We start from the raw sequence: 14,629 nt of genomic DNA, 5'->3' as shown, positions 1-14,629 counted from the left end.
GGTGCCCCGTCACATGGCATTCGAAGTTAGCCATGTGACGGGGCACCCTCCCCGAGGCGCATCCGACAACGGTCCGTCCGAACAGACGCCGTCAGCCGGAAATCAGACGACGCCGAATCAGTTGGACGGAACCTCGCCTTCCTGGGCGTGATCGAAGTTCGGGACGTTCTTCGCATCGAACTTGTATACGCCAATGTTGGCGGAGCTCGGATCGTTGCTCTTGTTGAACGGGCCGATGCCGGTGACGCCCTTGTAGCGGATGTCCTTGCCGGACTTCAGCGCGGCGAGGCAATCCTTGTAGGTCGAACACTCGGTTCCGCCGTTCGCGCCCGAGACCGCGGCCATGTTCTTCTGGATGGTTTCACCATCGGCGGATCCACCCTTCTGCGCCGCAAGCGCGGCGAGGATGATGCCGTCATAGGTTTCGGCACCGTATGTGAAGGTGCTGATATCCTTGCCGTAGGCTGCCACGAGCTGCTTCTGGAACTCGTCGGATGCCATGACGCCCGGGATGGTGCCCTTGGACCCTTCCAGCAGTCCGGCGTCGAGATCCTTCGAGTAGTCGGCCGTATTGCCATCGACGAAGTACAGCTTGTGGGTGTCGATGCCCTGCGACGCCATCTCCTTGATGAGCGGCTTGGTCTGATCGAAGGCGATCACGGCGATCGCATCGGGCTTGGAGGCCTTGATGGCGGTCACGATCGAGGAGAAGTTCGTTTCGGTCGGGTCGAAGGCGTCCTTCTCACCGTAGACGATATTGACGCCGGCGTCCTTGACGGTCTTTACGACCGTGTCACGCAGACCGGTGCCGTACTCGTCGTTGAACACCGCGACCGCGAGGTTCTTGACGCCATCCTGAGCGATGACCTGGCCGAGCACGGTGCCCTGCACGGTGTCCGGCGGAACGGTGCGGAAGAAGTAGGGGCTCAGACCCGAGAAGTCCGAGCTGGTGGCACCCATGGAAAGCATCGGAATCTCCTGCTCGGTGATGGACTTGTACACGTTCTTGACCACGGAGCTGGAGGCGGGGCCGATGATGAACGACGGCTTCTTCGAAAGCACCGACTGGGTGGCGGACGTGTTCTGATCGGCATGGTCCGCATCGGAGGTATCGGCGTCGACGGTGGTCACATCCTTGCCGAGCACGCCGCCGGCGGCGTTGATGTCCTTGACGGCGAGCTTCTCCGCGGCCAGTTCAGGAGGCGCCAGATAGGCGAGCGAACCGGTCTCCGGCCACAGGCCGCCAAGCGTGAAGGTGTCGACCTTGCCGGAGCCGGAATCACCGCCGCTTGTGCCGCTCGAACCGGAGCTGGACGAACCGCATCCGGCGAGTGCCATCACCGCAGCCGCGACGGCCGCCGTAACCGTAATCATCATCTTCTTGGAATTCAACATATGAATCACCACTTCCTCTCAAGCCCTTAACGGGCAATGGTGTTCGATGTCAGTGATTATCGACGCGAGTCTTCGTTTCCCCGTTTCCCTCTCGAATCTTGGGATTCACCTTAGACTCCGCGTGATTCGCCCAGATTGTTGCCATGTAACCGTCGCATGAAGTCCGAAAACCTACGGAAACATGAATCATCGACCAAAATGGGAAGGAGGGTCGATGACGTGTGCGGAGACGTCCTTTCGGCAGCTCGAAGGCGTGCTCAGGCACGTCGAGTGGCTCCGAAAGGACGTATACGCACCGTCATCGGCCCTCCTCCTTGACCTCCTCCTCGAGATTGCCCAAGTACAGGGAGATCACCTTCGGATCCTCAAGCAGGTCGCGGCCTCGACCGGAGTAGGCGTTGCGTCCCTGATCGAGCACGTATCCCCTATCGCAGATCTGCAGGCAGCGTCGGGCGTTCTGTTCGACGATGATGACCGAGACTCCCGCCTTGTTGACCTGACGGACGCGGATGAACGTCTCGTCCTGCAGCATCGGGGACAGACCGGCGGACGGCTCGTCGAGCAGCAGTACGGAGGGGTTCATCATCAGTGCACGGGCCATGGCCACCATCTGCCGTTCGCCGCCGGACAGCGATCCTGCGAGCTGGTCCTTGCGCTCCCCCAGTCTGGGGAAAATCGAGCACACGTAGTCGAAGCGCTCATTGAACTTCTTCGGCGCCTGATAGGCGCCCATGTGCATGTTTTCGGCAATGGTGAGGCTGGGGAACACGTTCTCGGTCTGCGGCACGAAGCCGACGCCGAGGGAGACGAGCTTGTCCGCCCGCAGGTTCGTGATGTTCCTCCCCTTGAGGATCAGGTGTCCGGAATGGATGTGAACGAGACCGAACAGGGATTTGAGCAGCGTCGACTTTCCGGCGCCGTTCGGGCCGATGATGCCGACGATCTCGCCCTGGTGCAGGGTCAGGGACGCCCCGTTGAGGATGTTGACGCCGGGAATGTATCCGGCGACGAGGTCGACGGCGTCGAGCAGGGGTTCGCCCTCCGGCTCCCCCACGTGGATTTCGGCGCGCGGACGGGTGTCTGCGGTCGGCATGACATCTGTGTCGCTCATGATCAGTGCTCCCCCTTCTGTTCGTCGTCGGATCCGGCGGATCCGGCGGATCCCACGGATCCAGGTCCGTTCACGTCTCCCGCCTCCAGATCGGCTACAACGGAGTCATCTCCCAGATCGATGTTCGCGTGGGATCCGAGGTAGGCGTCGATGACGGCGGGATCGTTCATCACGGTCTTCGGCCGCCCCTCGGCGACGATCCTGCCTTCGGCCATGACGGTCACCCAGTCGGCGATGTGACGGACCATGTTGATGTCGTGCTCGACGAACAGCACGGTCGTCCCCTCCTCGCGCAGCGCCATGATGTGGTCCAGCAGGGACTGCTTCAGCGCCGGGTTGACGCCGGCCATCGGCTCGTCGAGCATGACAAGCTGCGGGTCGGACATCAGCGCGCGGGCCATCTCCAGCAGCTTCCTCTGGCCACCGGAAAGCGATCCGGCGAAGTCGTTCCTCTTCTTGATCAGCAGGAAACGCTCCAGCAGCGCCTCGGCCTTGTCGATGTTGGCCTTCTCCTGCCTGCGCCACAATCCGGGGATGAGCGCACGGAACATGCCCTCACCGGGTTGGACCGGCGCGCCGAGCAGCATGTTGTCGAGGACCGTCAGACGGCTCATGACCTTGGTCAGCTGGAAGGTGCGGACCATGCCCATGCGAGCCACCTGTTCGGGGTGTACGTGGGCCAGATCCTTGCCGTCGAACTGCCATGAGCCCGTGTTGGGGGTGTCGAAGCCGGTCATCAGGTTGAAGAACGTGGTCTTGCCGGCGCCGTTCGGTCCGATGAGCGCCGTGATGCCATGGCGTTCGATCTCGAAATGGTCGACGTCGACGGCGGTCATGCCGCCGAATCGACGGGTCACTTTGTCGGCCACGAGAATCGGGTCGGGCTTGTGCACTCCAGGCTTGTTTTCGACGAACTCCAGATCCTCGCGGACCTTGTCGCCGTACGCGGTGGAGATCAGATGCTCACCTTCAGGGGCTTTGGTGGCCCATTGGGCGAGATCATGGAACGGCTTGCCGGGTTCGGTTGGGTTCACGTCCCGTTCGGAGAGGTTGGCGGCGGTCACGCCGGCGATCGTCTCCTCGTTCCTGTTGCCGGAATCCGCACCAGTCGTCCTGTGCAATGCGTTGTCAGACATTGAAGGCCAGTTCCTTTCTGTCTCCCAGGAGACCCTGTGGTCTGAAGATCACGAGGCACATCAGCGCGACGCCTACGATCACCCAGCCGAGCGATTCGACCTGGTTCGATGAGATCACCGTGTCCGGGATCGCGCCGCGCATCAGCTCCTTGACGAACGTGAGCAGCACCCACAGCAGGCACGAGCCGACGATCGGTCCGAAGATCGTGGCGGCACCGCCCAGCAGCAGGATCGTCCACGCGTAGAAGGTGACCGCTCGTCCCAGCGAATCGGGTTGGACCGAGCGCGGCAGCACGAAGACGACGCCGCCGAGCGCACCGAAGATGCCGCCGAGGATCAGGGCCTGCATCTTGTAGACGGTCACGTTCTTGCCGAGAGAGCGGACCGCGTTCTCATCTTCGCGGATGCCCTTGAGCACGCGCCCCCACGGCGAGTGGAACCAGCGCCAGCATAGGAGGGCGGCGACCGCCACGAGGACCCAGGCCACGATGCGCAGCCACCATGAATCAGCGATGTTGTTCGAGTACGTCCACAGTAGGAACGTGGTCGACCCCTGCGGCAGCGGTGAGATGCCTTCGAACTGCGTGGTGAAGTCCTGCGGCGAAATGCCGGCCGAACCACCCGTGAGCTCCGTCATCGCGGTGGATCTGCCGATGATGCGGATGATCTCAGCGGCCGCGAGCGTGACCATGGCGAGGTAGTCGGGTCCGAGCTTGAGGGTCGGGATGCCCAGCAGTAGCGCGTAGATCACGGCCAGTGCGATCGCGGCGCATAGCGAGGCGAACAGGTTGCCTCCCATCATCTGCACGATCGCGAATCCGTATGCGCCGAGCAGCATGAATCCCGCCTGGCCCATGTTCATCAGTCCGGTCATGCCGAAGTGGATGTTCAATCCGATGGCGGCCAACGCGTATGCCGCCGTGGTCGGGGCGATGAGCTCGCCCAGCGTATTGGTGATGACGGTCATGAGGTCCATGTCTCAGCCCACCCTTTGCTGCTTGCCGAAGATGCCCTGCGGACGTACCAGCAGGACGATGATGAGAATCGCCAGCGCACTGGCGTAACGCATGTCGTTGGGGATGATGAGCGAGCTCATATCCGCCACGATGCCGATGATCAGGGATCCGACGAGCGCGCCGTTCGCGGTGCCTAGGCCGCCAAGGGTGACGGCCGCGAACATCAGCAGCAGCAGCGTCGCACCGGTGTTCCATGAGATGCCGTTGAGGTATACGCCCAACAGCACTCCGGACAGGGCAGCCATCGCGCAGGAGATGATCCACACGATCCGCACCACCTGTTCGACGTTGATGCCGGACGCGGCGGCCAGCGCCGCGTTGTCGGACACGGCGCGGGTGGCACGTCCGAGGCGCGTCCTGTACAGGAACAGGCTGACGCCGACGATGACGACGATCGCGATGCCTGCCGAGATGAGCGTCGGAGCATCGGTGGTGATCGGACCGAGGCTGAAGCTTGACGGCACCGACCTGACGATGCCCTTGATGTCGCCGCCGAAGAAGAACTGGAAGAGATACTGCAGCGCCATGGACAGGCCGATCGTGACGATCATCTGCTGCATGGTGCCGACGCGCTTGCGTCGAAGCGGAGCCCAGACGATCTCGTTCTGGATCCATCCGGTGAGCGCGCCCACCGCGACCGCGAAGATCGCCGAAGGGATGAGGGGCCAGTGCAGCACCTGCGTACCCACATACGCCATCAGACCACCGAGGCTGACCTGCTCGCCGTGGGAGAAGGAGCTCAGGCCGGTGGTGCCGTAGACCAAGTTCATACCCACGGACATGAGGCCGAGCATGAGGCCGAAGATCACGCCGGAGAACAGCTGCTGCCAGAATCTGGCGCCGATGTTGGCGCCGATCGACGAACCCCCATCACCTGAGGCCGATCCCGTATTCGACGATGTCGAACCGGACGATCCGGAGGCATCGGACGAGGATCCGCCGCTCGCGTTCGTCGAAGCGTTCGGTGCGGGCTTGTCGAAGCGGACCACCTGCCGCGCCTTGTCGAAGCTGTTCATCTTGACGTCGACGGTGGCGCTTGCGGCCTTGAGCCCATGCTTCTCGGCGACCGACTTGTCCATGGTGACGGTGTATGTACCGTCCTTGGACACGCTGAACGCCCAATTGCCATTGGCATCAGTGGTGGTGGTCGCGGTTTCGGTTCCGCTCAGTGTGATCTCCACTCCGGCGATCGGGGTCTTGCCCGCATCCTGCAGGATGCCGTTGACGCATCCGTTCGTCGCGGAGGGGTTGCAGGCGGGAACCGCCTCGGCCGCTTGCGCGGGGACTGGCGGAATGATGATAAGAAACGCCATCAGTAGGGTCGAAACCGCTGTACATGCGAACAGTAGCAATCCCATTCGATGACGCCGTTGTATGGTTACGGCTGCCATGTGAATGTCCTCTCTGGATTTGCTTCCACAATCTAGAGAGGCAAGTTACGCGCGCCGTTGCGCCTCTGTTTCTCCCTCGTTTCCGTAGATGCCGATTCGTTACGTGCGGATAATGTCCGCAATCAGAGCAATCGAAGCAATCAGAGATCGGACCGGTCTGACGCATGCACCGATCCGAGAACGGCATCCATCTGGCTGCGCGCGGCGCGACGCGCCTGCACGTACATGCAGATCCACTGGACGATCAGCAGCAGGATGAAGACGACGGCGCTGGGCCAGCCCCATGATGCGTAGAAGTCACGTACATCGGGGTCGAATGCGTCCCCGTCGGCATACCACACGTACACCATGTACGGGGAGGAACCCAGAACGACGCAGGCCACATGCGCGTAGACCACATTCCATGAGACGATGGGGACTGCACCGGAATACCGATGCAGCAGACGTCCTCGGATGACGCATGTGATGATGACGGCCACCGATGCCAGCAGTGCCAGGCACCACAGCATGGCGGGCATCAGATCCAGCATGTCAGACCCCTTTCACCCGTATCGCCCGTATCACGGTCCCGCATCATGCGACCGCGCTGTGCCGGGCCAGCCGCTGCGCCTCGAGTTTCCGGCGCATGCGTGCCGCGGTCAGATCATCGATAGGACGGCCGGTCGATCGGACGGCCGGATGGGTCTGGAGATCGACATAGTCCTCCCCCTCCAGCGCCTGTCGGATCTGATGCCACAATGATCCTACGGACACCGCGAACACCGCCTTGCCGCTCTGCAGCAGATCGAGCATCTGCTCGTTGGTGGTGCATTCGTGCACGTGCTGGCCGTCACACATGATGGTGATGTTCTCCAGCTGTCTGGTGCTACGCTGCGTGAGGAATCCGATGGCCGCGGTGACGTTCTGCAGGTTCACTCCGGCATCGAGCAGACGCTTGGATACGGCGAGGATAACGACGTCCTTGAACGAGTAGAGGCGGCGCGAGCCGGAACCGTGCGACGGGGTGATCGACGGCTCCACTATCTGCTTGCGCGCCCAGTAATCCAGTTGCCGGTAGGTGATGCCGGCGACCTTGGATGCGACGGTGCCGCGATAGCCGCGTTTGGGCTCACTGTCCTCCGGAGTGGCGAACAGCTCCCCCTGCACGGCGTCGTCATCGCCGACCGCTGGACCGTCGGACCATATGCGCAGTCGCGGTCTGGTCTCGTCCATGTCGGTCATCGCCGCTCCCCCATGTGGTCCTTCTGATGGATTCGCCCGAACCGGTGTTCAGGCGACGATCGCCGACTGGGTGAAGAATACGAGACGGAACTTGCCGATCATGATCTCGTCGCCATTCTTCAACGTCGCCTGATCGACACGCTGACGGTTCACGTACGTGCCGTTGAGCGATCCGGCATCGATGACGGAGAACACTCCGTTGACACGACGGAACACCGCGTGTGCACGGGAGACGGTGGAATCGTCAAGCAGGATGTCGGACTTCGGATCACGCCCGACGCTCACCTCGTCTTCGTCGAGGAGATATCGCGATCCGGAGACCGCCCCTCGCGTGGAGATGAGCAGCGCCGTACCCGGGGAAAGACGGGAGATGGTATCCAGATCCTCCTGGGTGAGAGGACGGTCGCCGGTGGCGGTCACGGGAATGGTAATGGCGGGAAGACCGATGATGGTCGTTTCGCCTGCGCTAGGAATCGGTTCAGTCATAATTCATCATTCTAAGCCAATGATTTCCATTCCGCATCGACCAACTCGCGCGAGGCGTGCTGAAGTCGTGGGAAACGCCGAGAGCCCCGTTCACTCCGCGGCTTTCGCATACTTGTATGTCGCGGGGTCGCGCACCGCATCGATGGTCACGTCATCGGATTGCGTGACGGTGACCCGCGAGCCATACATCACCTTGAGTCTGGATCCAATGCCTCCGGCGATATTGACGGCGTTCTGCAGGTCTGCGGGATTGCCGATCGCACGGATCACGTACGGGGTGTCCAGAGTGACGCCGTCGCATATCAGGTTGCCGTCGGCGTCGGCGGTGATCGACGTGGAGGTGACGACGCGAACGTCGCCCACGGAGATGACCTCGGCTCCGGCGTTGCGCAGCTCCTCGATGAGGGTGAACAGGCTCGCGGCGTCGATGTTCTGCTTCGTGCCGCGCATGATCGTGATGACCACTCCCTCGCCCTGCGCCGGGAGTCTACCGGAGATGATGCCGCTGGTCTCCTCGTTCTGCTTGGCGATCTTCTCGGCCTGCTCGCGTTGGTCGGCCGCCGCCTTGAGACTGGACAGCTGGCTGGACAGCTCGTTCTTGCGCTGTTCCAGCAGCTGCGCCTGATTGCTGGTCTCGTTGATCAGTCTGACGAGTTCGTCCTCACTGAGCGTCTCGTATGTGGACTGCGTGTTGTTGATCTGCGTCATGTAGCCGAATCCCAGCAGCGCACACATAAGGACCACCAGCGTAGAGGACAGCAGCTTGGCCCGCAGGCCGGAGCCTCCCAGTGAACGCTTGCCATTCCCCGCACGTCCCACCTGGGGGAAGGACCCGGTGGCCAGGTCGTCGTTGCGCCCCTCCGCCTCGACATGCGCCTTCATCCGCGTGACGGTGTCGTCACGCGTCTCCCCGCCGTTACGACGCCCGTCGCGTCCGTCCCGTCTCATACCCACCATACGCATGTCACCCCGTCAGCTTCGGAAGATGAACCGGCGGATGGCCGACACGTTGGAGAAGATGCGGATGCCGAGCACGACGATGACTGCGGTCTGCAGCTGCGAGCCGACGCCAAGCTGGTTGCCGAGCAGCACCAGCAGGGTGGCGGTGATCACGTTGGCGAAGAACGAGATGATGAACACACGATCGGAGAAGCGGCGTTCGAAATAGGCGCGGGCTGCACCCAGCAGGGCATCGAGCGCGGCGACGACCATGATCGGCAGGTACGGCTGCACCCACACGGGGATGTCGGGCTGCACGAACACACCGATCACCACGCCGATGATCAGACCCAGAACCGCCGCCATCTATTCCGCCCTCCTTGCGTAGTTGAGATCGCCCACTACGGCCGCTTCCAGTGTAAGCCCTTTCGACTCCTTGACCTGCAGGGTGATGCCGGCGTTCTGATAGGCGTCATAGAGTGCGCCGAGCCGCTTACGTCCGACGGATGCGGACAGATCGCCGCTGTTGCCGATCGCCTCTATCCGGTACGGGCTGGATACCGCGTCGAGGCCGACGAGAATGGCGCCTCCTGCGGTGCGGATCGAGGTCTGGACCCCGAGCCTATGGCCGTTGATGGAGATGGCCTCCGCCCCCGATTGCCACAGCAGCGAGACCAGCAGCTGAAGATCACCGTCCGTGATGACGCGCAGATGGCTGCCCGCGCTCTCTCTGGGCAATGCACCGTTCGCACCATCATTGGCGGCGGCGATCGGGTTGGAGGCCGTCAGGGTGATCCCCTCCCCCGTCACCTTGACTAGACCGCTGGCCATCTCGTCATTGAGCACGGTCTCGCTCGAACCGGTGACGTCCAGTCGATCGGACTGAGCCTCGACCTTGGATCGCAGGTCGTTGATCTGTCCGGAGAGCATATCCACGTTGGATTGGGACGTCTCCAGCTGCGAGGCGAGGGACGCGCGCACCTCCCGACGCGGATCGGAATGCAGCTGCTGGACGAACAGGCTGCCGAGGAACCCCACGCCGATGCATACGAGGAAGCACAGGATGCGCATCGACCATTTCGACAATGCGGTATCCCGATGCGTGGCCAGATTCGAATCCAGATAGATGGGGTCGAGGGGACGGTTCGTCAGATCGTCGATGAGACGCAGCGATTCGTCCTGTCGAACACGACGACGACGTTCCCGCTCCCTCTCGTCGACATCGGGGCCGGGGGCGAGATGATGGGTGATCAGCCCACGATAGGTGCGCGAGAACGTCGATCGGCGCCGGGGCACGGACTGTGCGCGATCCACCGGATAGGATGCCGGCATCGGCTCGAGATCGTTCATCACGCTACGCCCTGCTTACTCCACGACTCAGGCCCTGCCATGCTGGCGCGGCAGTTCCTGACGCAGCACGGTGACACCCTGACGGAAATAGATGTATCCGGCAAGCCAGTACATGGCGATGCCCCAGATGCCGGCGGCCAGTGCGGCCAGATGCAGCAGTCGGAACAGTGATCCGGTTCCGAGGTCGGCCACGGTCAGGGCGACGATCGCCATCATGAGCAGCGCAGTACCGGCCTTGCCCACGAAATGTACGGGCAGGGGGCCGTACCCGTACTGCGCGATCCACAGCACCTGCACCGCCATGACGAGATCACGCAGCCCGACGACGATGAGCATCCACCAAGGGATGATGCCCGCCACTCCGAGCGCCAGAATCGAACAGAAGATGAGCAGACGGTCGGCCAGAGGGTCGAGGATCTGCCCGATCTTGCTGACCTGGTCGAGCTTGCGCGCCAGAATGCCGTCGACGCCGTCCGATGCGGACGATATCGCAAGTACGATCAGCGCCGGCACCATCTCATGTCGTGCCATCAGCCATGCGATGAACGGAATGGAGATGATGCGTAGCAGACTGATGAGGTTCGGGACGGTCAGATAGATGTCCTTCGCCTCCGGACTGTACCGTGATGTGACGTTGTGCTCGGTCATGCTTCGATTCACTGTACACGCATGGGCCGTACGGCTACATGCGGGACGCCTGCAACGCGGTCACGATGATGCCGCGGGCGCCCACCTCGTAGAGCTTGTCCATGATCTGGTTGACTTTGGCCTTCGGAACCATGACGCGCACAGCGTTCCACTGCTTGTCGTGCAGTGGGGAGATCGTCGGGCTTTCGAAACCGGGGGCCGCGGCCACGGCTGCGGAGACCTTGGAGATCGGAATGTCATAGTCCATGAGCACGTAGCGCTGTGCCGTGAGCACGCCTTCGAGACGGCGGCTGAGCACGGTGAGGCGCTCGTCCTTCGGATCGAGACGCGGGGAACGGATCAGGCAGGCCTCGGAATGCATGATCGGATCGGCGAAGATACGCAGACCGGCGTTGCGCAGCGTCGTTCCGGTGGACACCACGTCGGCGATGAGATCGGCGACACCGAGCTGCACCGAGGATTCGACGGCGCCGTCCAGATGGATGGTCTGCGCGTTGATGCCGTGTTCGACCAGATAATCGTGAACCAGCTTGTCGAAGGAGGTGGCGACCCGCTTGCCCTCGATGTCCTCCAGCTTGGAGAAGGAGGACTCGTTGGGCGCGGCGAAGCGGAACGTGGAGGCTCCGAATCCGAGAGGCATGTGCTCGAGCGCCTCGGTGCCGGAGTTCTTCAGCAGGTCCTCGCCGGTGATGCCGCAGTCGATGGTGCCGCTGCCGACGTACACGGCGATGTCCAGAGGACGCAGGTAGAACAGTTCGATGTCGTTATCGGGATCCTCGACGACGAGCTGTCGTGGATTGGAACGCAGTCGGTATCCTGCCTCGGACAGCATGTTCCAAGCGGGCTCGGACAGCATGCCCTTGTTGGGTACGGCGATTCTCAGCATGGTTTTCCCCTTAGTGCCGCCATGGTTCACGCGGCTTGATGAGTGTCACGGGAGGTGCTCCGCTAGTCATGTCATGACCGTTGGTCATGTTGCGCGGAGCACGCGGTCACAGGTGCTTGTAGACGTCCTCGAGCGTGAGGCCGTGCTTGATCATCATGACCTGCACGTGGTATAGCAGCTGGCTCATTTCCTCGGCCGTACGGTCGGCGCCCTCGTATTCGGCGGCGATCCAGGTCTCTCCGGCCTCCTCGACGATCTTCTTGCCGATGAAGTGGGTGCCCTTGTCGAGCTCCTCGACGGTCAGGGATCCTTCGGGACGGGTCTTGGCCTTCTCGCTCAGCTCGGCGAACAGGGATTCAAACGTCTTCATGATGTGTGATTGATGCTTTCTGTTGTTGTGTGGCGTTATACGCGGTATGTGACGCGTGTGACGCGGCTCGTCCGATGCGGGCCCTTCGTCGCGTCGCGCTCAGTCGCGGTAGGCGGCGGCCGCCTTGTCACGGATGGAGTCGATGGCTGCCGCACGGTCGTCGGCCCCGTACACGGCGGAACCGGCCACGAGCACGTCGGCACCGGCCTCGGCCACGATGTGCGCGGTCTTCGGGCTGACGCCGCCGTCGACCTGAATCTTGGTCGACAGGCCACGGCGGGTGATCTCGTCGCGCAGACGACGCACCTTGGCCATCTGGTTGTCGAGGAACTTCTGACCGCCGAAGCCGGGCTCGACGGTCATGATGAGGATCATGTCGAACTCGTCGAGGATGTCGAAGATGGGCTCGACCGGTTCGGCCGGACGCACGGCGAAGCAGGCCTTGCAGCCCATGTCCCGCAGCTGGCGCGCCAGACGGACCGGAGCGTGGGTGGCGCCCATGTGGAAGGACACGGAGGAGGCGCCGAGCTTGGCGTACTCCGGGGCCCAGCGATCCGGATCCTCGATCATGAGGTGAACGTCGACGGGCAGGTCGGTGACCTCGCAGATGCGCTTGACGATCGGCTCGCCAAGCGTCAGGTTCGGCACGAAATGATGGTCCATCACGTCGACGTGGACCAGATCGGCGTTGGCGATGGCCTTGAGGTCACGCTCGAGGTTGCAGAAGTCGGCGGACAGGATGCTGGGTGCGATTTCAATCTTCTTCATGATTTCATACCTTATCTATCAATTCGGACGATGTCGTGCATTGGCGAGAATGTCGCCGGAAGTTCAACGCCTGTTCTTCCCGTGTTGCTCCTCTTCGAGACGCTGGCGTTCGAACTCGTCCGCCGTGACCGCGACGAGTCGTTCGCTCAGCGTCGAAGTGTCCTGGCCGATGCGATGCAGCACAACGAAGAGGATGCATCCGGCGAGGAACACGAGGATCGCGGTCCACACGTTGGTCCTCAGGCCGAGGATCACCGTGGAGTAGTTGATGCGGACGTTCTCGATCCAACTGCGGCCGAGACCGTACCAGATCATGTACATGGCGAACTGCTGCCCCGCCTTGAGTCGGTCTGCGAACCGACGGCCGATCCAGACGATGAGAGCCGCGCCGATGAGGTTCCAGATCATCTCATAGAGGAACGTCGGGTGGAAGAGCGTGCCGGTGGGGCATGCCGTCCCCTGATAGCACACCTCGGTGCGGCCGATCGCGTCGGATGAGTCGTTGAGCTTGAGGCCCCACGGCAGGGTGGTCGGCCAGCCGAACAGCTCCTGGTTGAACCAGTTGCCGAGTCGGCCGATGGCCTGCGCGACGAGCAGTCCCGGAGCGAGGCAGTCGGCAAACATCGCAAACGGGTAGTGTCGATGCCGGCACCACAGGAACGCGACCAGAGCGCCCACGCCGATGCCACCGAAGATGGCCATGCCACCCTCCCACACCTTGACGATGTCGGCGGGGTCCCCGTTTGGGGGGAAGTACATGTCGGGGGTCGTGAACACGTGGTAGAGGCGGGCTCCAACCAACGCGCACGGCACGGTGACCAACGTGGTGTCGAGCACCTGATCGAAGGTGCCGCCCACACGCTTCCACCTGCGAGTGAGGATCCAGACGGCGAAGCATACGCCGATGAGGATGCACACCGCGTACATGCGGATGGTCACCGGGCCGATCTGGAACTTGGAGAACGTCGGCGAGGGAATATACGCGAGATTCATGGTTTCATCCTACGCGCGGCATGCGAATCCGCGTCGGAACCGTTGTCAGCTGCGCGCGCCGTGGATGCCTTGGGCGAGTTCCTCACTCTTGGCGGCAAGGAGCCTCAGCCCCTCGGCTTTGTCGCGCGCGGTCCTGTTGTCGTCGGCAAGCAGCGTGTGGACGAGTGCGGAACCGACGATGACGCCGTCCGCATAGGCCCCGACCTTCGCGCCCTGCTCGGCGGTGGACACGCCGATGCCGACGCACACGTTCGTCGCACCGGCCTTGCGGGTGCGTTCGACGAGCAGCTCCGGGGAGGCGTCGAGCTGCGCGCGCTCTCCGGTGACGCCCATGCGCGCGGCGGCGTAGACGAAGCCGCGGGCGTTGCGGGAGACGATCTCGAGACGTTCGGTGGACGAATCCGGGGACACCAGGAAGATGCGGTCGAGACCGTGCCTGTCGGACGCCTCGATCCACTCGCCGGCCTCGTCGGGGATGAGGTCGGGGGTGATCAGACCGGCGCCGCCGGCGTTCTCGAAGTCGGTGGCGAACCGTTCGACGCCGTAATGGTAGATCAGGTTCCAGTAGCTCATGACCAGCGGGACTCCGCCGGCGTTGGCCACGGTCTCGACGGCCTCGAAGACGCGCCTGATGGTCTCGCCGTTGTTGAGGGCGATGGAGGATGCGGCCTGGATGACCGGTCCATCCATCACCGGGTCGGAGTACGGCAGACCGATCTCGACGGCATCCACCCCGTGTTCGACCATGGTCCGCAACGCCTCGAGCGAGGTGTCCGGATCAGGGAACCCGTACGGCAGGTATCCGATGAAGGCGGGCTTGTTCTCAGTCTTGAACCGGGTGAACAGCGCCTCGGTCTGGCTGGGCTTGTGGCTGATGCCAAGCGGCTGTCCGGATGGCGTGGTTGCTGCGTTCGTCATA

The 14,629-nt window shown here is 62.7% G+C and carries 16 protein-coding genes and 1 pseudogene; all 17 read right to left on the bottom strand.

Annotated features, from left to right (window positions below):
• Positions 1–117 precede the first annotated feature (117 nt).
• Positions 118–1,395 (bottom strand): ABC transporter substrate-binding protein, encoded by a 1,278-nt coding sequence (locus tag BW11_RS04480; protein WP_258184539.1) that lies wholly within the window; start codon positions 1,393–1,395, stop codon positions 118–120.
• A gap of 298 nt (positions 1,396–1,693) precedes the next feature.
• On the bottom strand, positions 1,694–2,506 hold the full coding sequence (locus BW11_RS04475) for an ABC transporter ATP-binding protein (protein WP_375137630.1): 813 nt from the start codon (positions 2,504–2,506) through the stop codon (positions 1,694–1,696).
• A gap of 74 nt (positions 2,507–2,580) precedes the next feature.
• Positions 2,581–3,642: pseudogene (locus BW11_RS04470) on the bottom strand (ABC transporter ATP-binding protein); the annotation flags it as partial.
• Entirely contained in the window at positions 3,635–4,618 is a 984-nt protein-coding gene (locus tag BW11_RS04465; RefSeq protein ID WP_140444811.1) for a branched-chain amino acid ABC transporter permease, read from the bottom strand. The pseudogene BW11_RS04470 and the gene BW11_RS04465, both read right to left, overlap by 8 nt.
• A gap of 3 nt (positions 4,619–4,621) precedes the next feature.
• Positions 4,622–6,049 (bottom strand): SdrD B-like domain-containing protein, encoded by a 1,428-nt coding sequence (locus BW11_RS04460; protein WP_140444810.1) that lies wholly within the window; start codon positions 6,047–6,049, stop codon positions 4,622–4,624.
• 140 nt (positions 6,050–6,189) lie between these two features.
• Positions 6,190–6,579, bottom strand: coding sequence for a hypothetical protein (locus tag BW11_RS04455; protein ID WP_140444809.1), 390 nt, complete (start codon positions 6,577–6,579; stop codon positions 6,190–6,192).
• Positions 6,580–6,622: 43 nt separating this feature from the next.
• Positions 6,623–7,261, bottom strand: coding sequence for a MerR family transcriptional regulator (locus BW11_RS04450; RefSeq protein WP_140444846.1), 639 nt, complete (start codon positions 7,259–7,261; stop codon positions 6,623–6,625).
• 57 nt (positions 7,262–7,318) lie between these two features.
• Positions 7,319–7,756: an FHA domain-containing protein gene (locus BW11_RS04445; RefSeq protein ID WP_043166528.1), complete on the bottom strand. Its 438-nt coding sequence runs from the start codon at positions 7,754–7,756 to the stop codon at positions 7,319–7,321.
• Positions 7,757–7,846: 90 nt separating this feature from the next.
• Positions 7,847–8,713, bottom strand: coding sequence for a DUF881 domain-containing protein (locus BW11_RS04440; protein WP_140444808.1), 867 nt, complete (start codon positions 8,711–8,713; stop codon positions 7,847–7,849).
• 15 nt (positions 8,714–8,728) lie between these two features.
• Complete coding sequence (locus tag BW11_RS04435) at positions 8,729–9,061, bottom strand: small basic family protein (protein ID WP_043166530.1); 333 nt, start codon at positions 9,059–9,061, stop codon at positions 8,729–8,731.
• Positions 9,062–10,045 (bottom strand): DUF881 domain-containing protein, encoded by a 984-nt coding sequence (locus tag BW11_RS04430; RefSeq protein ID WP_181162490.1) that lies wholly within the window; start codon positions 10,043–10,045, stop codon positions 9,062–9,064.
• 27 nt (positions 10,046–10,072) lie between these two features.
• Entirely contained in the window at positions 10,073–10,693 is a 621-nt protein-coding gene (locus tag BW11_RS04425) for a CDP-alcohol phosphatidyltransferase family protein (protein ID WP_140444806.1), read from the bottom strand.
• 34 nt (positions 10,694–10,727) lie between these two features.
• On the bottom strand, positions 10,728–11,579 hold the full coding sequence (hisG, locus tag BW11_RS04420) for an ATP phosphoribosyltransferase (protein WP_043166533.1): 852 nt from the start codon (positions 11,577–11,579) through the stop codon (positions 10,728–10,730).
• Positions 11,580–11,685: 106 nt separating this feature from the next.
• Positions 11,686–11,949, bottom strand: a complete 264-nt coding sequence (locus BW11_RS04415; protein ID WP_043166534.1) for a phosphoribosyl-ATP diphosphatase — start codon at positions 11,947–11,949, stop codon at positions 11,686–11,688.
• 99 nt (positions 11,950–12,048) lie between these two features.
• Positions 12,049–12,717: a ribulose-phosphate 3-epimerase gene (rpe, locus tag BW11_RS04410; RefSeq protein WP_043166536.1), complete on the bottom strand. Its 669-nt coding sequence runs from the start codon at positions 12,715–12,717 to the stop codon at positions 12,049–12,051.
• Positions 12,718–12,780: 63 nt separating this feature from the next.
• Positions 12,781–13,710: a prolipoprotein diacylglyceryl transferase gene (lgt, locus tag BW11_RS04405; RefSeq protein ID WP_140444805.1), complete on the bottom strand. Its 930-nt coding sequence runs from the start codon at positions 13,708–13,710 to the stop codon at positions 12,781–12,783.
• Positions 13,711–13,755: 45 nt separating this feature from the next.
• The gene (gene trpA, locus BW11_RS04400; RefSeq protein WP_140444804.1) at positions 13,756–14,628 is read right to left on the bottom strand and encodes a tryptophan synthase subunit alpha; all 873 of its coding nucleotides are present in this window, start codon (positions 14,626–14,628) and stop codon (positions 13,756–13,758) included.
• Position 14,629: the final 1 nt, after the last annotated feature.

The sequence above is a fragment of the Bifidobacterium sp. UTCIF-38 genome, assembly GCF_006454495.1.
Taxonomy (GTDB): Bacteria; Actinomycetota; Actinomycetes; order Actinomycetales; family Bifidobacteriaceae; genus Bifidobacterium; species Bifidobacterium callitrichos.
This window is presented reverse-complemented; position numbering and strand designations above follow the sequence as displayed.